Origin of the sequence: Couchioplanes azureus (assembly GCF_014648355.1) — a bacterium.
Classification (GTDB): Bacteria; Actinomycetota; Actinomycetes; order Mycobacteriales; family Micromonosporaceae; genus Actinoplanes; species Actinoplanes azureus.
This window is the reverse complement of record NZ_BMQY01000012.1, coordinates 135081-154592: the sequence shown is the minus strand read 5'-3', so window position 1 is coordinate 154592 and position 19512 is coordinate 135081. Positions and strand designations below refer to the sequence as shown.

Annotated in this window: 12 protein-coding genes; 5 read left to right on the top strand and 7 right to left on the bottom strand. The window is 71.3% G+C overall.

Annotated features, from left to right (window positions below):
• Positions 1-409: 409 nt before the first annotated feature.
• The 3 genes from IEY99_RS30540 to IEY99_RS34630 are packed head-to-tail and all read right to left on the bottom strand — an operon-like array spanning position 410 to position 3252.
• Complete coding sequence (locus tag IEY99_RS30540) at positions 410-1852, bottom strand: carboxylesterase/lipase family protein (RefSeq protein ID WP_229799386.1); 1443 nt, start codon at positions 1850-1852, stop codon at positions 410-412.
• Positions 1849-2523, bottom strand: coding sequence for a TetR/AcrR family transcriptional regulator (locus IEY99_RS30535; protein ID WP_189207567.1), 675 nt, complete (start codon positions 2521-2523; stop codon positions 1849-1851). Before IEY99_RS30535 ends, IEY99_RS30540 begins: the two co-directional genes overlap by 4 nt.
• Positions 2524-2583: 60 nt before the next feature.
• On the bottom strand, positions 2584-3252 hold the full coding sequence (locus IEY99_RS34630) for a winged helix-turn-helix transcriptional regulator (RefSeq protein ID WP_229799395.1): 669 nt from the start codon (positions 3250-3252) through the stop codon (positions 2584-2586).
• On the opposite strand from IEY99_RS34630, the gene IEY99_RS30525 reads away from it, so the two are divergent.
• Complete coding sequence (locus tag IEY99_RS30525; RefSeq protein WP_189207566.1) at positions 3200-4138, top strand: PhzF family phenazine biosynthesis protein; 939 nt, start codon at positions 3200-3202, stop codon at positions 4136-4138. The genes IEY99_RS34630 and IEY99_RS30525 overlap by 53 nt on opposite strands.
• A gap of 185 nt (positions 4139-4323) precedes the next feature.
• Here IEY99_RS30525 and IEY99_RS30520 read toward each other — a convergent pair whose 3' ends face one another.
• The gene (locus IEY99_RS30520; protein ID WP_189207565.1) at positions 4324-8016 is read right to left on the bottom strand and encodes a WD40 repeat domain-containing protein; all 3693 of its coding nucleotides are present in this window, start codon (positions 8014-8016) and stop codon (positions 4324-4326) included.
• A complete protein-coding gene (locus tag IEY99_RS30515) occupies positions 8004-8918 on the bottom strand; it encodes a glycosyltransferase family 8 protein (protein ID WP_189207564.1) in 915 nt (304 codons plus the stop codon). Before IEY99_RS30515 ends, IEY99_RS30520 begins: the two co-directional genes overlap by 13 nt.
• A gap of 254 nt (positions 8919-9172) precedes the next feature.
• Here IEY99_RS30515 and IEY99_RS30510 point away from each other — a divergent pair, with 254 nt between their 5' ends.
• Together IEY99_RS30510 and IEY99_RS30505 are read left to right on the top strand one after the other, a co-directional pair.
• The gene (locus IEY99_RS30510) at positions 9173-10369 is read left to right on the top strand and encodes a chymotrypsin family serine protease (protein WP_189207563.1); all 1197 of its coding nucleotides are present in this window, start codon (positions 9173-9175) and stop codon (positions 10367-10369) included.
• Between the two features lie 102 nt (positions 10370-10471).
• Positions 10472-11371 (top strand): hypothetical protein, encoded by a 900-nt coding sequence (locus IEY99_RS30505; RefSeq protein ID WP_189207562.1) that lies wholly within the window; start codon positions 10472-10474, stop codon positions 11369-11371.
• Here the strand turns inward: IEY99_RS30505 and IEY99_RS30500 are convergent.
• Entirely contained in the window at positions 11368-14463 is a 3096-nt protein-coding gene (locus IEY99_RS30500; protein WP_189207561.1) for an ATP-binding protein, read from the bottom strand. The genes IEY99_RS30505 and IEY99_RS30500 overlap by 4 nt on opposite strands.
• A gap of 562 nt (positions 14464-15025) precedes the next feature.
• On the opposite strand from IEY99_RS30500, the gene IEY99_RS30495 reads away from it, so the two are divergent.
• Positions 15026-16477: a hypothetical protein gene (locus IEY99_RS30495; protein WP_189207560.1), complete on the top strand. Its 1452-nt coding sequence runs from the start codon at positions 15026-15028 to the stop codon at positions 16475-16477.
• Between the two features lie 430 nt (positions 16478-16907).
• Positions 16908-17456: a hypothetical protein gene (locus IEY99_RS30490; protein WP_189207559.1), complete on the top strand. Its 549-nt coding sequence runs from the start codon at positions 16908-16910 to the stop codon at positions 17454-17456.
• Between the two features lie 121 nt (positions 17457-17577).
• Here IEY99_RS30490 and IEY99_RS30485 read toward each other — a convergent pair whose 3' ends face one another.
• Positions 17578-19338, bottom strand: a complete 1761-nt coding sequence (locus IEY99_RS30485) for an acyl-CoA dehydrogenase (RefSeq protein WP_189207558.1) — start codon at positions 19336-19338, stop codon at positions 17578-17580.
• Between the last annotated feature and the right edge of the window lie 174 nt (positions 19339-19512).

The following is a 19512-nucleotide window of genomic DNA, read 5'->3' as shown; positions in this document are numbered from 1 at the left end:
AATACCGCACTAGCCGGTGGCACGTCAGTAGCGAATCCGTTAGGCCCCGCGCATGCACCGCCCACACCGCCTCGCCATCGTCGATCGCTGAGGGGTCCATCCGGCACCGGACCGGTTCGCGGCGGAGAGTGGGGAGCCAGGTCCTGGTTGATCACCTTGTCCGCGCCCATGTCATCGGCCAGCGTGCCGACATCAGGGCCCTCTTTCTTGACGGGCGGCTCGCATGCCACGATCTGGCGGCGCAGAGCGCCGCCGATCGCTGCGGCACTCGTGGTCGGACGGCCCGGCTGCCAGCGGGACGTACCGCATGGCGGCCCGCAGGCCGAGCCCGTCGGCGAGAAAGCGCCGACTGCGTTCTGATCGATAGCTATGCATTTTTCGGTGTCGTGGGCCCGGCGGGCGCCCGGTCCTATGTGCTGGCCGCCCCGGCGGGGGAGCTCTGCCAGATGCGCCGGGAGCCTGCGAGGGGGTCCTCGGCGTCGCGGGGCGGGACGTCCCAGATTCGGGTGCGGTGGTGGGTGAGGTCGAAGCGTGGCCAGCCGGGGTCTGCGGCGGCGGCGAACCCGGTCCATGCGCGGCGCATCTGCTCGGACAGCGACGCGAAGTCGGCGGGCGGCGGGGTGCCGAGGAACCGGGTGCCGTAGCCGGTGGTGGCGATGCCGAAGACGAGCGGGATGTCGAGCCCGTGGCCGGCCCCCAGGCCGGGACCGGGCCAGGCGAGGTCATACAGCCACGTGCGCCCGCCTGCGGCGGCGTGCGCCTCGGCGGTCCGGATGGTCGGTATCCGGACGAGGGCGTCGGACAGCATGGTGGTGAAAAGTTCGGCGTCCGCGGCGGAGGGCTGGGCCCGCCGATACGCGTCGGCGGCCTGCCGGGGTAGGCCGATGGCGTGCGCGACCGCGTCCAGGTCGACGCCGGGCGGGGGCGGTGGGCCCATACCGCGGTACTCCTCGTGGGTGTATCCGCAGATCAGGTCGACGTCGCGACTGACGCCGGTGGCGAGCGCCGCCCACGTCGGGCCGGTCACCAGGTCGCCGTCGACGACGGGTGAGAAGGCGGTGGATCCGGCGTCGCGGCCGCGCAGCGGCGCGTCCTGGACGGCAAGAATCGCCTCGGGCGGCAGGACCGCGAACGCGTCCCAGGTGGCCGGCACGCCGGCGGCCAGGGCGATGGTCGCTGTGACGGCCGCGGCCTCACCCCGGGTCTGGTGGCCGGCGGGGATGCTCTGGGCAATGGCGCGGCGGAACAGCCCGGTTGCGGCGGGGGCGGCCAGCAGCAGCGTGGCCGAGGCGGCACCGGCGGACTGGCCGAAGACGGTCACGTTGCCGGGGTCGCCGCCGAAGGCGGCGATGTGGGACTGGACCCACTCCAGCGCCGCGATCTGGTCGCGCAGGCCCCGGTTGTCCGGGACGCCGGGAAGGTGGCCGAAGCCTTCGAAGCCGACCCGGTAGTTGACGGTGACCGCCACGACCCCGGAGCGGGCCAGCGTCGCGGCATCGTACTGCGGCATGCGCGCCGCGCCGTGCTTCCACAGCCCGCCGTGGATCCACACCATCACCGGCAGACCGGCCGCCCCGAGGTCCGGGCTCCACACGTTCAGCGTCAGGCAGTCCAGCCCGTCGCCGGGTCGCCAGGCCGGCGGCGTGCCCGGGGCGGGTGCCAGCTGGGGCGAGGCGCAGCCGAACTGCCCACAGTCGCGGATGCCGTCCCACGCCGGCGCCGGCGCCGGGGGCTGGAACCGCAGCTTCCCCTGTGGCGCTGCCGCGTACGGCAGGCCCTTGAACGCCGCGACGCCGTTCACCTCGCGCCCTCTGGCCCGGCCCAGCCGCGTCGTCACCACCGGCGCCGTCACGACCGTGACCCCCGTGTGGCGGTGGTGTCGACGCGTGGTGGTGACCCGCCTCGGCGCCGTACCCGCTGGGGTGACGGGGGTGAGCCGATGCCGTCCGGTGACGAGATGGCAGCGCTCGCCATGCGGAAGAACAGCGACCTGCGCTCGCGCCACACGTGCGGGTCGGGGCTGGTCTTCTGCAGCCCGTGCGCGACCGCGAGCAGCAGCCGCGCGACGTCCTCGGCGGTGGCGTCGACGGCCGACAACCGCACCTGTCCCGCTGCCGCGGCGGCGTCCAGCGCAGCGGCCAGCCGGGTCACCAGCGCGGCGTCAGCCTCGCTGACGATGTCACCGGTGAGCGTCACACCGGCGTCGAGCAGTTCCCCGCCATGGATGCTTGCGGAGATCTGCGCCATCAGCGCCTCGAAGTACGTGGCCATCGCGGCGTCGATCCGCGACACCACGTCACCCGGCGCCTCCAGGGCCGCGTCGGCCCGGTCGAGCGCACGGGCGTGCGCCCGCCGCGACCCTGCCCGGAAGAGGTCCTCCTTGGTGCGGAAGTGAAGGTAGAGGGCCGCCCGGGACATGCCGGCGGCGCGGGCCACGTCCTGCATGGTGGTCTTGCCGTAGCCGTACTGGCAGAAAACGGTCAGCGCCGCATCGAGGATCTGTCCACTTCGGTCGTCCGTCACGCCACGACCTTGTCATGCTGGACGTGCAGCGTCAACTTGTCTAGTCGGCTGGGTCGGGCGTCAGCGCCTCGACGCGGCCCGGTCGCTGGCCCACTGCTCCAGCGGTGCCATGGCCGCGCCCAGCGACCGTCCCATCGGCGTCAGCTCGTAGCGGTCATTGTCACTGCGATGGTGTACGAGATCGGCGGCAAGCAGTTCTCTGAGCCTCTCGTACAACACGCTGGTCGACATGCCGTCGCAGCGTTCGCGCAGGTTCCGTGCGCCGACCGGCCCTTCGCGCAGTTCCCACAGGATCCGCAGGGCCCAGCGGCGGCCGAACAGATCCAACGCCGCCATCGACGGCCGCCCGGTCGTCGAGCCGCGCACCGGGCGGCCGGGATGTGGAACGCCTCGCACCGCCACCCCTTGCTGTTTCTGAATCCGTAACGCTACGGTACGGACCAACCGTTTCTGAAACAGAAACAGGGAGGCCGTGTGTCTCGCGTCGCTCCGGCAGCGCTGTTCCGCACGTTCGCCAAGATCTGCGATGACGCGGGCCAAGCCGCCGACCCGGCCCACCCGGCCGAGTCTGCGTCGAGACGCGGGCCACCTGTCCGCGTCATCACCTAGAGGCGCAGCCCCGCCACCGTCGAGCAGTTGCCAGCGTGGCGCGGCATGTCGCAGATCGAAGGCAGCCATGAACCTGGGTGAACAAGCCCGTTCGACGGGTGTGCCGATCCCGATCAGCATCGTCAACGCCTGTCTTCGCGAGGGTCGAGGCGGCAGCCCCACGGCTGTCATCGACGATTCCGCTCCGACCACGCTGACCGATGCCGAACGCAGCCGGGTGCCGGTCCGTTACGGCACCTCGCACGCCGTCTTCGTGACACGACGGGATCCGCGGGGCGCTGCACGAGCACCGGCGCCTGACCAGAGTCGCGCCCTGAGGGAGCCGACGGTTGACCTGCGTTTCTTCGCCGCCGAGGGGGAGCTGCCTGCCTGCGGCCACGGCACGATCGCCGCCGTGGCCTTCCTCGCCAACCAGCGGCAGGGCGGCGAGCACGAGTTCACCCTGTGCGTGTCGGGCCGCACCTTCACCGGCCGTGCCGTCCGCGACGGCGACCATGTCCACGCCGCCTTCGACCCGGGTCCCGCCACTCTGCGCGAACCCACCTCAGCCGAGATCGGTCTCGTGGTCGCCGCCCTCGGTGTGAGCCCTGACCTGCTCGCCCCCGGCGCCTGCGTCGCGTCGCTGGGCAGGGCTCGGATGCTGGTTCCGATCGCCACCCCGGCGGCCGTCGCCGACCTCGCCCCCGATCTCGACCGGCTCCGCGCGGCCTGTGACCGGTTCGGGCTGCTCGGTTGCTACGTCCACTCGGTGCCGACGGGCAGCGGTCGCGTCACGGCGCGGATGTTCGCTCCCTCGATCGGCGTCCCCGAGGACATCGCCAACGCCAACAGCACCGCTTGCCTCGCCGCGCACCTCGCCGACCGAGGCGTCACCGACCTCAGCGTCGCCATGGGCGACACTCTCGGCAGCCCCGCCACCATCACCGCCTCCGCCCGCCAGAGTCCGACCGGCCTGAAGATCCTGGTGGGCGGCGCCGCCACCATCATCCGCACCGGCGCACTCTGAGCCGACCCAGCCCGGCTGCAGGCCACTGTCGCGATGCGACAGCCGGAGGCTGCCCGTGATCGGGCTGCGGCATACGACCCGGACCCAGCGAGGGTCGAGCGGGCAGGAAACCGGGCCAGACTGAACGCCAGACTCCACTGGTCCACCCTTGCCTGACCGTCCGACCAGCCGAAGCAACAAGCCTGTCACGCCGACCACGGCGCGTCGGGCAGCATGAGTTTGTGTCGCTCGGCGTCGGAGAGGGGCTGCCGGGCCCGTCGACGGGCCATGGCCACCAGGTGTCCGATGTCGGTCGTCGTGGCCCATACGGTGACGGTGCGGTCGTCGGAGGCCGTAGCGAGCGACTGGCTGTCCGGTGAGAACGCGATGCTGGTGGCGGTCGCGGTGACCACCCCGATCGTACGGGGTTGCCGCGGATCGGCTGGATCCCACAGGTAGATCGCCAAGTCGTCCGACGACGTCGCGATGCCCCGGTTGTCCGGCGACCAGGCGGTGGCCCAGACCCCGCCCAGGTGCCCGCGGAGAACCGCCTGTTCCTGGCCCGAGTCGGCCGCCCAGATTCGGGCGGTGTGGTCGCCGGAACCCGTGACCACGTACTGGCCGTCCGGGGACCAGGAAACGGAGTTCACCATGTCCGTGTGGCCGGTCAGGACGATGACCTTCCCCCGGTCGGGATGCCAGATTCGGGCGGTGTGGTCCTCGGCGGAGCTGACCAGCCGCCGCCCGTCCGGCGACCACGCCACGGCGCGAACCTCGTGGTCGTGTCCGCGCAGGACCCCCGTCTCGACGTACTCCGCTGCGTCCCACAGCCGTACGGTGTGATCGGTGCAGCCAGCCGCGATCCGGGTTCCGTCCGGCGACCAGTCGACGGCCCACAGCTCGCTCTCGCAGTGCAGGATCTTCTGCTCGACCCCGCCGCGCCATAGCCGTACCGTACGGTCCTCGGAGGCGGTGACGATCCACGTCCCGTCCGGTGACCAGGCGACGCCGCGGACGCGGTCGGTGTGCCCGTCGAGCACGACAAGTTGCTCGGCTCGGGCGGCGTCCCACAAGCGAACGGTGCGGTCCTCCGCGCCGGTCGCCATGCGGGCGCCGTCCGGGGACCAGGCCACGGCGCGGACCCGGTCGGTGTGTCCGCGTAACACCCCCAGCTCGAAGTCGCCTTCGGTATCCCATATGCGGGCGGTACGGTCTTCCGAGGCGGTCGCGATGTGTCGGCCGTCCGGCGACCAAGCCGCCTTCCGGAGCCGGTCGGTGTGACCGCGGAGCGCGGTGAGTTCGCTCCCGTTGGACGCCTCCCAGATCCGGGCGCTGCGATCGCCCGACGCGGTGGCGATCCGGGTGCCGTCGGGGGAGAACGCGACGGTCCACACCCAGTCCTGGTGGCCACGCAGTACGGCGAGTTCGTCGCCGCTTGCTGCGTCCCAGATTCGGGCGGTTCGGTCTTCCGAGGCGGTGGCGATCCGGGTGCCGTCGGGGGAGAACGCGACGGTCCACACCCAGTCCTGGTGGCCACGCAGTACGGCGAGTTCGTCGCCGCTTGCTGCGTCCCAGATCCGGGCGGTTCGGTCCTGCGATCCTGTGACGAGGTGCCGGCCATCCGGCGACCAGGCAAGTCCCCACGCCATGTCGTCGTGCCGGCAGACCATCGGTGGATCCGCCGAGTTGTCCGCGTTCCAGATGCGGACGGTACCGTCGGCGGAGCTCGTTGCCAGCCGTGTGCCGTCCGGCGACCACGCGACATTCCAGAGCCGGTCTTCGTGAGCCCGCAGGACGCGGACCACCGATCCGGTGTCCGCGTTCCAGACTCGGGCGGTGCCGTCCGCGGACGCGGTGGCAACCCGGCGGGAGTCCGGTGCCCAGGCCACGCCCCATACTGCCGCGTCGTGGCCGGTCAGCCGATGCAGCTGTGCACCGTCCTTCGGCTCCCAGGTCCCGGCGCTGCCGTCCTCCGAGCCGGTGACGAGGCGCCGCCCGTCCGGCGACCAGGCCACCGTCCGCACCCGGTCGGCGTGGCCGCGCAACACGCTGACCTCACGGCCTGTGGCGATGTCCCATACCCGGGCGGTACGGTCCAGCGAAGCGGTCGCGAGATACCTCCCGTCCGGGGACCAGTCAAGTGACCAGATCCGTTCGTCGTGACCGGTCATGATGTGTCGCACCCGGCACGCCACCAGCGCTGCGACGAGAGCGTTGTACGCCGGTCGAGTGGGCCGGCAGTCCTCGAACGCCGCGAGGGCCAACCGGATCGCGTACTCGGGGTCGATGTTGACCTCGGCGAGCGCCTGCCGGGCGATCGTCTCCGACAGTAGCTCCATCGTCGCGTGATCGGCATGTCGGGAATGCTCCAAGAACTCCGCCACCTCCGGCATCTCGTCGGTCAGCTCTGGAAGCGAGTCACGCCACGTCAGCGCGGTACGCAACCGCTCGCCGTGGAGGAGGTAGGCCGGATCGCGTCCGGAGCCGCGCCAGTCGGCCGCCCACCGCTCCAGATCCGATCGCCAGCGCAGTGCATCGCGGCGCGCTTCGATCTCCTGGCGTAGCGGCGGCCAGTACCGGAACAGGGCTTCGTGGGCCACCTCCAGCGTCGCGCCCGGGTCCGCCCGCCCGCCGTCCGAGCTGAGCAGGCGCGCGGCGAGGAATCCCTCGACCACGGCGGATTCGGCCGTGTCGAGGGCGGCTCGGCGGACCCGCCGCCGGGTCGGCTCGCTGTCGGTGAGTGCTACGAACTTCAGCAACGTGGGCAGGACAGGCATCGTGTCGTCTGCTTGGCGCAGATCCGCCGCGACCCCGTCGGCCCGGCGGGCGAGGACGCCGACCACGCCACCGAGTGCTTGGTACCCGGTCAGTGTGAGCACGCCCGACCCACCGGCCTGAGCACAAAGCTGTTGCATTGTGTACGCCAGCAGGGGCAACGCCAGGCCGGACCCGGCGTCGTCCGCTATGCGCTCCGGAAGCGTCGCCGGCTCGAAGCGCAGCCCGCTCGTCTCCGCCGGGCGCCGTACCACCTCGATCAGTGCCGGACGTGGGAGTGCGCCGACGGTGACGAGGTTCCGACACAGATGCGCGAACCGGCCGGAGAGAAGCTCGGTCAAGAACTCCGAGCGCATTATCAGTACCACCCATAGGTGGCGGTCGACCGACAGCAACTCCTCGAGAACGGACAGGAAGTGCTCACGTTCGCGCAGTCCGGCCAGCGTGTAGAGCTCCTCCGCCTGGTCCACCACCACCAGGACGTTCCGCCGTGCCGAATCCGGCCTCAACCGCAGGGCCTGTAGCGCGTGGTGCGACTGTTCGGCCGCCGATCCGCCGACGGCCGGTCCGCACGGATGCGTCGCGGTGATGGCCGCGGCGAGGCTGGCGGTCGGCTGCTCGCCGGGAAACACGGTCGGCGCCACGAGCCAGCCACGCCGCCCGTTCCTCAGCCGGGCCACGACGCCGGCGTGGACCAGCGACGACTTACCCACACCGGACGGTCCCGCGATTGCGATCACCCGAGACGCCGGTTCTCGGGCGGGTGCATTCAGCCGTTCGAGCAGAGTGCCGATCTCCTCGTCGCGGCCGAAGAACACAGCGGCGTCGTCCGCACCGAAAGCCTCGAGCCCGGGGAACGGCGAACGCCCGGCGCGGATCGGCAGGTCGGGCGCCGCCTCCACCCGGAACCGCCAGACCACGAGCAGTACGACAACAGCCACCAGTGCGAGGGACGCAACGAGCGCCTGACCGCGCAGCAGGCGGAACACGGTCGGCACCTGGGCCTGGTTGCTGAGATAGTTCGTGGTGAGGCTGAGAGCGGCGGCCGCCAGCAGGATCAGGATCTCGATCAGGAGTCGCGGACGCCGCCGTCGATGACGCTGGCGGCGCATCAGCAGTAACATCCGCGACGTCGGTACAGGGTCCAGCCGGTCTGGTCCAGCCGACGCAGCACCCGGTTGAGCTCCTGCCGGTACTCTCGTACCACCTCGGTCGACGGCACCCGCGCATGCCAGGGTTTGAATGCCCCTTCGAAATGCAGGATCTGTGCCGCGCCGAGCCGGGTCGCCAGCTTGGCGGCCCGGCCCTGTGCCGATGCGCTCTCCGGCCACAGTAACGAGACCGGATGGTTCCACGACGTGTGCAGCGGCTCGATGAACTCACCCCAGGCGACGTTGATGGCATCCTGGTCCCCGTAACGAATGCGGCCGGCGTATGGTCCGAGGAAACCCCGAGCGCGCTGGTCGAGGTCGAGACGACGGTGCCACCGGAAATCGGTGAGGTAGACGCCTGCGTTGAAGTACCGGCGCCCGTCTGGTGCCAGCCACAGACCCAGCTGCTTCAGCGATGCGTCGCCCGCCGTGAGATAGGCATCGGGCACCGCGCCCACGGGCTTGCGCAGCGGTAGGCTGGCCAACGCGACGATGTCGCCGCGAACCAGGAGGTCACTGTCCACGTAGATCATCCGGTCGCAAGGCGGAATCGTGTCGTGTGCAGCGAGCCGCAGATACGTCGCCCTGCTGATGTGGGGCAGCGTAGAGTTCGCGGGGACGAAATGATCGGATACCTGCTGCACGCGTATTCGCAAGCCCAGCCACGCACCGACCGACTCCAGCATTGCGATGTGGGCACCGGTGAGATCGAAGTGCAGGACGTCCACCGATAACGCCCGCCGATCCCCACAGCTCACTACCGATGACAGGGTTACGCAGGCGGGGACCAGATAGCGGGCGTCAACGCCGAGGACCAGGCGGACGGCGGGTGGCGGCTCGGCCGGCGCCCATCCGGATTGCAGAAGGATTGCCATGAACGTCGCTCCTTTTGCCTGCACTCTGGACCGAGAGTAGCGAAACCACCAGGACGTCGCGGACTTGCCGATCGTGCGCACCGCCGTGGCGCCCAGCGCCGGAACCATCAGTCGACGTCGTGCGCTTGCGCCCTGTCAGACCGACCGTGAGCCGTCCCTGATGTCGCCGTGACGGGGCTGGGCGACGCTCTGTCCGACCCGTCATGGGCGCCCTTCGGCGGGGTGAACGCCGGAGGCGGATGGAAGGGGAGCACATGGAAATCGGTAGGAAACCGATGTGGACGGCCGGGCTGGTCGCCGCGCTGGTCTTCGGCTGGGTCGTGCCGGTCGGTGCGGTGTCGGCCCACGGTGGCCATGCCGCTGACGACGAGCGCCCGGGCCAGCAGGTCGACCAGCGTACGGCCATCGAGCACGACGTAGCCCTCGTGGCGGCCCGTACCGGCTGGACACCGGCCGCAACCGCGGAACACCTGAAGGTGCAGCAGCAGCTGGGCGTCCTGCTCGGCCGGCTCGCGGAGCGGCACCCGGACACCTTCGCCGGCGGCCGGCTCGCCGGGCAGCCGGGTGGGACGTCCGACATCCGGTTCAAGGGACAGGTGCCTGCCGACGCCGCGGCCGACGCGGCGGCCGCGGGGATCCGGGTGAACCTGGCCGGTGGGGCCAGGTACTCCTCGACCGAGGTGCGGGCCCGCGCCGACGCGGTCATCGCGCACCTGCGCGGCCTCGGGTACGCCGATGCCACCGCCGCCGTGAGGTTCGACGGCACGATCGACCTCACCATCGGTGGCGGCGCACCGGCCCCCATACTGCCGTCGGAGCTGCGCGACGGCGTACGGGTCACCGCCGTGCCGGCCGCCGTCACCCGGCAGGAGCACACCCGGGGCGGGGCAGAGCTGCTGGACAACAACGTGTTCGAGTGCACCAGCGGGTTCACGGTGATCGACAGTGTCACCGGGACCACCGGCGTCAGCACGGCCGGCCACTGTACCGGGCTGGACGAGTACCGCCCGCCCGAGGGCGACCCGGACTACGGGGTCACCTTCCAGAGCGAGCATCAGGGCGTGTACGGCGACTTCCAGTGGATGACGACACAGAACCATGTCGATCTGCCCGAATTCTACGCCCGCGATGGCGAGAGACGCACGCTGACCGCACTGACGCCGTACAACAACGTCGCGACCGGATTCTGGTCCTGTGTCTACGGGCGGGGTTCGGACCTGCGCGCCTGCGACCAGGTGTACTCGACCTACGTGGTGACCGTGACCGTCGGCAGCCTGATCGCCATGACCACCGACCACACCACCGGCGGCGACAGCGGCGGCACCTGGTCGTTCGGCAGCGAGGGCATCGGCGTGCACCTCGGCGACTACTATACGGGCGGAAGCTGGCGCAACGTGTACAGCCTCGCCACCAACATGTACACCGCGCTCGGCGTCACGGTCATCCTCTGACGCCGGACATCCCGCCGGCCACCATGACGCCACCGTGATGCGCTCCCGGGACAGTGTGCGCGCCGTCCGTACGGGACGGCCGGACTTGGGGAGGACGTCGACGTGAAGCGATACAGGGTCGGCCGGCGGGCCGTCGGTGCGGTCGTCGCGGCGGTCGCGGGGCTGGTCGGGTCCGTGGTGGTGACCACCGCGCCGGGCCGTGCCGTCAGCGCACCGGTGCGCCCGACGGCGAGCAGTCCGTACGACACCGACGAGACCAAAGAAGTCTCGGTGAGCTGCCCCGGGGCGTACCGTGTGTTCGCGGTCGGCTATCGGATCATCGACGGACGCGGCTCGGTGACGGTGACGCGGATGCAGCCCGATGCCGGGCTCACCTCGGCGCGGATCGAGGCGCGGGCACGCACCGGCCATGCCGAGCCGTGGGCGGTCGAGGCAGCGGTCGTCTGCAACGTGTCCGCCCACGCGCCGGTGCTGGTGCCCGCGGTGGTCCGCGGGGCCGCCGCCGTGACGGCACAGTGCCCGGGCATCACGCGGCTGCTCGGGATGGGGTACCGCTACGAGGGTGCGGCCGATTCCGGCCACGTCACGAATCTGACCCCGGACGCCGGTCTGACCGGGGTCGAGGTGCGCACCGGCGGCTTGCCCCCGCAGGCGCTCACCGCGTACGCCATCTGCCACGAGCCTCCGCGATCCGACGGGCCGCCCAGCGTGCGCGTGGCCGCCACGACCGGCCTGTCGGAGGCCGATCCCACCGCCGTGACCGCCGGCCTCACGGGCCATTCCGTGTACTCGGTCGGGGTGGAGGTACGGGGCGCCCCGAACGCGTACCCCGAGGCGATTTTCCCGGACCCGGACGGCGGTGTCGGACAGGTGAAGGTGGTACGGGCCCGGCTGCCGGAACCGGCCGGCGGCGTGGAGCGGGCCCGGCGGGGTGCGCCGGCCCGCGCCGGCGACGACGCCAGCACGACGGTGTACGTGATCGCCGCGGCCGCGTTCCATTAGCGGCGGGCGGCCGGCGCGGCGGCCGCCCGGGCGGGGCGCAGAATCACCTCGTCCGGCGGCCGCACGTCGATGGCCCGCATCGCGGCGGCGTACCGCTCGAACGCCCGGCGGGCCTCGCCGTGCCGGCCGGCGGCGACCAGCGCGTGGACCAGCGCGCGGTGACCGGACTCGTCGAACGGGTCGTGTTCGAGCAGCCGCAGCAGATAGCCGACGGCCGCATCCGGGCCGGACGTGGCCTGGGTCGCCTGGGCGAGGATCCGCAACATGCCGAGGTGGGCCGCGCGGGTTTCCTCGCGGAACGGGCCGCACCAGTGCGCGTAGGGCTCGTCCTCGAAGGCCTCGGCCCGGTACCGGGCGTCGGCCGCGGCGAGGACCGTGCGGGCCTCGGCCCAGGCGCCGGCCTCGGCGAGGCGACGGCCGTGAGCGACGTGCGCCAGGAAGTCGACCACGTCGACCTGGAGCCGGGACAGGTCGAGGGCTACGCTGGCCTGGTCGGCAGCGAGGTAGTGGTCGGCGGCGACGGCTTTGGCCGGATCCAGCACGCCACGCACGATCGACAGCAGCACCGACAGCCGGTGGCCGGTACGCTCCGGGTCGTCATCCGGCCATAGCAGTTCGCACAGCTCGCCGCGCGGCACCGGACGTCCGCGCCGGGCGACCAAGATCTTCAAAAGCTCGCGGGCCTTGCGGGACTGCCACTGCGACGCCGACACCGCGACGCCGCCGAGGCGGACCTCGAACCGTCCCAGGGCCTGAATCGCCACCTCACCGCCCGGAGCCGGCCCACCGCTGCCGGTCAGCGCGGTATCGCCCGGCCGATCCGTGACCGCACCGGCGGCGGCGAGGTGCCCGGCGGCGACCACACCGTCGAGCCGGTCGTCGGCACAGGCTTCGGGCCGGCGGCCGAGCAGCACCAGGATCCGGGCCGCCTCCACGGTCGCGCCCGCCTCCACCCAGATCGCGTGGGCCTCCCGCAGCTCGGCTCGGACCCGGGCAGGGTCCGTCTCGGTGGCGGCGCGCAGCTCCAACGCGTCCGCCATCCGGGCCAGGTCGCCGTGCTCGCGGGCGATCCGCGCCGCCTCCTGCACCAGGTGCGCCGCGCCGGCAAGGTCGCCCGTGCGGTGCGCCACCCAGCCCTGTGCCAGCAGCGCCGGCACGCGCAGCTCGGCCGCGGCGCCGTCCGCGGCGCGGTCGGCGTGTCCGGCCGCCGCTCGTGGATCGTCGTCGAGCACGACCAGCGCCAACCCGGCCAGCGCCTCGGTGAGGACGTGGGCGTTGGCCGCCTCGCGGGCAGCCCGGACCGCCTCCTCGTACGCCGCACGGGCCCGCTCGCGCCAGCCACGGCGGCGGTACACCTCGGCCAGACCCAGCCGTGCCCAGCAGAGGCGGCGCGAGCCCATCCGGTGGAAGCGGACCAGCGCCCACTCGTACCGCTGGACGGCCTCGTCGAAACGGCCCAGCATGGTCAGTGCCTCGGCCTCGTTGTTGACCGCCAGGGCCGCGAGACTGAGGTAGCCGGCCGCCGCGGCGTACCGGCCGGACCGTCGCGCGACGGCGAGCGCGTCGGCGTAGCGGGCGGTGCGCAGCAGCCGGTACGCACGGTTGGTGAAGATCCGGCTGAGCAGGACGATGTCGCCGGTGCGCTCGGCGATCGACGAGGCGAGCCCGTACTGTTCCGCGCTGCCGGCCTCGTCGCCGGTCACGCTCAGGCACAACGCCATGCTCAGGTGTGCCGTGGCCCGGGCCGGGTCGTCATCGGCGGCCACGGCCACCTCGATCGCGCGCCCGGCGCAGCCGGCAGCCCGGTCGACCTCACCGGCCAGCAGGTGGGCGTGCGCCGTCCAGGCCAGCAGCAGCGCGGCATCGGCCGTGGACGCCTCGGGCCCTTCGGCGCGGGCGAAGGCGGCGAGCGCCGCCCGCGCGTCGCCTCGCTGGTAGGCGATGCGGCCCACCCGCCAGGCCAGTCCGGCATCCCAGTGCGGCTCGGCGTCGGCCACCGCCGCGTACGCACGGGCGGCGGCGTCGACTTCGCCGACGGTGCGCAAGGCGTCGCCGCGCACCAGACGCACGGCCCGGGTGTGCAGCCGCGGCGGCAGGCCGGCGGTCAGCTCGGCCACGGCGGCGGCGTCCCCACCGGCCACGATGGCCGCGCCGTGCGCCTCGAGCACGCCGGCACAGGCGTCCTCGTCCCCGGCAAGCCGGTAGGCGCGAGCCGCAGCGACGGGTGGACCGTGCTCGCGGTACCAGGCGGCGGCGAGCGCGGCGTGCGCCGTCCGCTGTGCGGGGGAGCAGCGTCGCCCGTGCCCGCAGACCTCGGCCACCACCGGTACGATCCGGTGCACCGGCGGCAGGCCCGGCACCGGCGGACCGGCGCGGGCGATCACGCCGACCCGGGACAGCAGCCGCACCGCCTCCTCGGCACCCCGGTGCCCCAGCGCACGGCACACACCGGCCGTTACCGGCGCCAGGTGACCGACCTGCCGGATCAGGCGCACCGCCGCCGGCGGCAGGGCCGCGAGAACCTCGCCGGCGACGTACGTGGCCAGCGGACCACCGGGCTCGCTCAGCGCGGTGACCAGCGACCCGTGCGGGGCGCCGTCCGCCCGCACCATGTCGGCGGCCAGATGCACCAGCGCCGGCCAGCCCGCCGTCGCCTCGTGGACGCGATCGGCGAGGTCCGGGTCGACACGGTCGTACTCCTTCCGCAACACGTCGGCCACCTGTTCGGCGGAGAGTGCCAGATCGGCCGGCCCCCGCCGGCCCCACAGGCCGTGCCCGAGACTGTCCGCCGCCGGAAGGTGCTGCGGCCAGCGCGAGGACAGCACGACCGTGACCGCGGTGGGCATCGACTCCACCGCCGCGACCAGGTCCTGCACGGTGTCGCGGGACAGCCGGGGAACATCGTCGAGGACGATCACCGTGGCGCCGGCCCGGACCGCCTCTCTCACCAGTTGCGACACCGCGCCGGCCTGCGGTGCCCCGCCCACCCGGTGCCAGTGCGTGTCAGGCCTCGGAAACCAGCGGCGCAGCGCGGTGCTCTTCCCGTAGCCGGCCGCCGCCACCAGCCACCAGCAGGCGCTGCGCCGCCCCACCGGTTCCGCAGCTGCTCGCGACGACGACTGCACCGACCTTCCCCTTCCCTGCCCGCGCCTTCGCCCGAAGTCGTGATGGGCGCCGGCACACGCCCACAGATTTGCGCTGACCGAGACGACTCCACAACCCTCTGTCGGGAACCAGCCGATCAACATGCCGCCAGCCAAGGGCTCGATGCCAGGGAGTTCGCCTGCACCTCTTCGACGTAAGCCGTCGTCACCGGCGACTGGGAGGTACATGGAGTTTGAGGTGCACGCCGAGCAGTCGTATATCCCTCACGTCGTCACGAGACCAACGTCGATTGCTGTGGCCTGCTCCGGTTCGTCGTCAAAGGCTCGTGTTCAGCGGCTTCGGTGGAGATGGGGCTTGGTGATCGACACCGCTCTGATACCTGGCGAGCTCCAGGTACGCTCCCGGCCGAGCCGCCGCCCGACTGCTCTGTCACCCCGTAGTAGTGGAGTATCCGTGAAAGTACGTTTCCTGCGCCCACGCCGGTCCGACACGGCCGGTGGGCGCCCGCGGCCGCGGACAAGAATCGGTGTCATCGCCCGGATCGCCGCGGTGGTGATGTTCGCCGGAACTGTCGCACCGGTCGCGTTCGCCGGCCCCGCCATGGCCGACAAGTGTTACACGCCCTATTGCGGTGCGGTGGTCTATAACGAGACAGACAACAACTTTTCGATCCTCATCGCAAACAACTGGTGCTGGCAGTGGCAACACGAACGCTTCGGTGACCACCTGGACCAGCCCTACAAGGAGGGGTCGCCCAATCCGTGCATCGACCCGTCGAACTTCAACAACAAGAGCGCTGTGTACGGCGACTACGAGCTGCCGGCCAGGCAGAACTCGAGCATGAACGACACGTTCAGGGAGTACTACGACGTCGACGCCTTCCGCGGCTACCGAGACTGCATCACCAACTACACCCTCAATGGCTCCGGCGGCCAGCTGAACCAGGTCGGTAAGCAGAGCCGATGGATACGGCTCCACGGAGGCGACAGACTGATCATCACCTCCATCAGATGCGGTGGTCGGGCGGCCGGACTTCCTGAGGGTCCCTCCTGGTTCCCCCGCATCGTCATTCCGGCCGATGAAGGCATGGGTACGGCGCCGGGAGGCGGTGGCACGGGTTCCGGCACTGGTACCGGTACCGGCTCGACCATTCCGAGCCCCGAGAACATCCCCGCGGCGTTCCAGGCCAACACCGGCTTCCTGTACACCCGCAGCGGCGCAGGGGCCATGCTCGACACTCGCTACGGGATGATGAACGGCACCAGTCCCGCCACTTCGGGCGGGCAGACCGCGTTCCAGGCCAACACCGGTTTCCTGTACACCCGTAACACCAACGGCGCGATGCTCGACACCGGCTTCGGCATGATGAACGGCACCAGTCCCGCCATCTCCGGCGGACAGATCGCCTTCCAGGCCAACACCACCATGCTCTACACCCGGAACATGAACACCGGCGCCACTCAGGACCTGCAACTGGGCATGATGCGCGGCACCAGCCCGTCCATCGCGGGTGACACCAGCCGGTGGCGGATCGCCTTCCAGGCCAACACCGGCTTCCTCTACACCCGCGACTCCTCCGGCGCGGTCGTGAACACCGGCTACGGCATGATGGCCGGCACCAGCCCGTCGATCACCGCCCTGCCGACCGGCGGCTACGCCATCGCCTTCCAGGCCAACACCGGTTTCCTGTACGTCATCGACAGCAACGGCCGCGCCCGCGACACCGGCTACGGGATGATGAACGGCACCAGCCCCGCGATCAGCGCCACCCCGGTCGGCTACACCACGGCGTTCCAGGCCAACACCGGGTTCCTGTACGTGCACACCAACACCGGGATCACCAAGGACACCGGCTTCGGCATGATGCGCGGCACCAGCCCCGCCATCCGCGGCTACCGGATCGTGTTCCAGGCCAACACCGGCTTCCTCTGGGTCCGCGACGGCGAACGCGCCGTCGACACCGGCTACGGCATGATGACCGGCACCAGCCCCGCCGTCTAGCACGACGCCTCTGCACTCACCCCCGTCGTGCTTCGGCGGGGGTGAGTCGTTCAGTCCCGTGCCTCGCGCTCGCCGCGGTTATCGCGTAGTCATGCTGGGCCGGGGCAAGCGGAGGATGGCACGCGGCAGAAGGCCCCCTCTGCGTCCGGCCAGCGCTGAACTGGGAGCCGACGGGGACCAGTAGGGGACCACACGACATGCGCTCCGACGCGCGGACCCGCACTAGTACGCCAGGTCTGCGCCGACTCAGCTCGGACGATCGACAGGTCGCGGAGTCATCCGATCGGGTTTGCCGGTGAGGGCCCCGCGTCGTGATGCGTCGGTGACCGATCGACGCACCAATGTGCCGCTCAGCGCGTTCGCCGGGCGGGCGGCCCGCCGCCGCGGCGGCAGACGCACATATGTTGTGGCGCCCGTGCACCATGAGGGCATGAGCGCGCTGACGGACCAACTGCCGGCCTTGCTCGGCGTCCTGCTCGGAACAGGCGGGACCATCCTCGCTACCGGGATCGCGGACCGCTCGCGGTGGCAGCGCCAGCAGGCGGCGCGGTGGGACGAGCGCCGGCTTCAGGCGTACGTCGAGTTTGCCGATGCAGTCAAGGAAGTGCATACGTACGCGCTACGGATCGCCAACCTGAACGCGCTTGCGCACGGTGTCGATCGTGAGCCGGCCCTGGCCAGGATGGAAGAGGCCGACATCCGACGCACGAAGACCTGGGAAAGCGTCCTCCTCCTGGGCGACGCCGCATCGATCACCGCGGCCCGCGAGTGGCGCGCCGCAGTGACGGACATCGCCCGTTACGCCCGCGGCATGACTACCGCGGGGTTCGAGCTGGCTGCTGGGCTCGACCATGCCAACGAGACGCGCGATCGCTTCTACCAGGCGGCCCGGGCAAGTCTCGGCATTCGTGGATCGGCCGTGCCCCAGTCGGACTGGCTCGCGGGAAAGTTGAACCTTCCCGCACGGCCGGGCGCCTGAGCGAGGAGAAACGCGTCAGTTCTCGCCCCCTGTCGGCGGGCCTCACGGTCTCGGCGGCGCGTTCGTGCCGATCGGGATGGGCCATGCCGGGCACGAGGAACGCCGCACCGCCCGCCGCGGGTCAGAGGAGTGCGTCGTCCAGATCGGCCAGCAGGGTGTCGCCGCTGGCCAGCAGGTCCAGCCACGGTCCCGTACGCGGCAGCTCATGGTCGAAGAAGTACGTCGCCGCCAGGCGCTTGCCGTCGTAGAACGCGCCCTGTTTGCCGTGGGCGGCGATCGCCTGTTCCAGCCACATCCATGCGACGACGATGTGCCCGGCGGCGTCCAGGTAGGCGGTCGCGTTCGCCAGCGCGGTCCGGGGATCGCCCGAGGCCCACAGCGTCCGCGTCACCTCGGCCAGGCGCCCCCGGGCCGCATCGAGCGCGCGGGCCATGCCCGACAGCTCCCGGGGGGCCCGCGACGTCGTCTCGCCCATCGTGCGCAGCAGCAGGGACAGGCCCGCGCCGCCATCCATCGTCACCTTGCGTCCGAGCAGATCCAATGCCTGGATGCCGTCGGTGCCCTCGTGGATCGGATTCAGCCGGTTGTCGCGGTAGAACTGCTCGACCGGGTACTCCCGGGTGTAGCCGTATCCGCCGTGCACCTGGATCGCGTAGTCGTTGGCCTTGAGGCACCACTGCGACGGCCACGCCTTCACGATGGGGGTCAGCACGTCCAGCAACAGTGGGGCGTCCGGGGAGTCCTCGTCGAGCAGCTTGGCGGCGTACAGGATGAGGGCGAGACCACCCTCCACGTAGGTCTTGGACGCCAGGAGCATCCGGCGTACGTCCGGATGCCGCACGATCGGCACCGGTGGTGCCGTCGGGTCCTTGTCCCCGAGCGGCCGGCCCTGGACGCGTTCCCGGGCGTATGCCAGTGCGTGCAGATATCCGGTGTAACCGAGCGCGACCGCGCCGGCCCCGACGCCGATCCGTGCCTCGTTCATCATGTGGAACATGTACGCGAGCCCGCGGCCCTGTTCGCCGACGAGGTAGCCGACCGCGCCCGCGGCGCCGTGCGGCGTGTGGGTCCCGTCGCCGAACGACAGTACGGCGTTGGTGGTGCCCCGGAAGCCCATCTTGTGGTTCAGTCCGACGAGCACGACGTCGTTGCGTTCACCCGGCGTACCGTCGGGCCCGAGCAGATGCTTCGGGACGATGAACAGCGACAGCCCCTTGACCCCGGCCGGCGCGCCGGCGACCCGGGCCAGTACCAGGTGCACGATCGTCTCGCTGAGCTCGTGGTCGCCCCCGGAGATCCACATCTTGCTGCCGTGCAGCCGGTAGGTCCCGTCGTCCGCGGGCACGGCCCGGGTCGTCACGTCGCTGAGCGACGACCCGGCCTGCGGTTCCGACAGGCACATCGTGCCGGTGAACCGGCCCTCGACCATCGGCCGGACGAAGGCGTCGACCTGCTCCTGGCTCCCGTACGCGAGCAGCAGGTTCACGGTCGCCATCGTGAGCATCGGGTACGCCGACGTCGCGATGTTCGCGGCCTGGAACCACGCGAAGCAGGAGCGTGTGACGACGTGCGGCAGTTGGAGGCCGCCGACCTCCTCGTCCAGCGCGCCGCCGAGCAGCCCTGACTCGTGGAATGCCCGCAGGGCGGACCGGACCTCGGGGATGACCGTGACGCGCTCGCCGTCGAAGGTCGGTTCGTGCAGGTCGTTCTTGCGATTGTGGCCGGCGAACTCGCGCTCGGCGATGCGCGCCGAGACCTCGAGGACGGCGTCGAAGGTCTCCCGCGAGTGCTCGGCGAACCGGGGATGCTTGGTCAGCGCCTCGACGTCCAGCCACTCATAGAGGAGGAACTCGATGTCACGCGCTGAGAGAATCCGGGACATCCGCTGAGCTTAGTAGCTCGGGCGGCCGCCGGCGACGTCCCGACCGGATACGCTGACGTCCCGACCGGATACGCTGACGAATTCTGGACCGTCGTTTCCGCAGGCCGCGATGCGCGCCGCCACGGCGCGACGGTGTCTGCCGAAGCCGGTCCCGAAGACGGCGCAGACGCATGG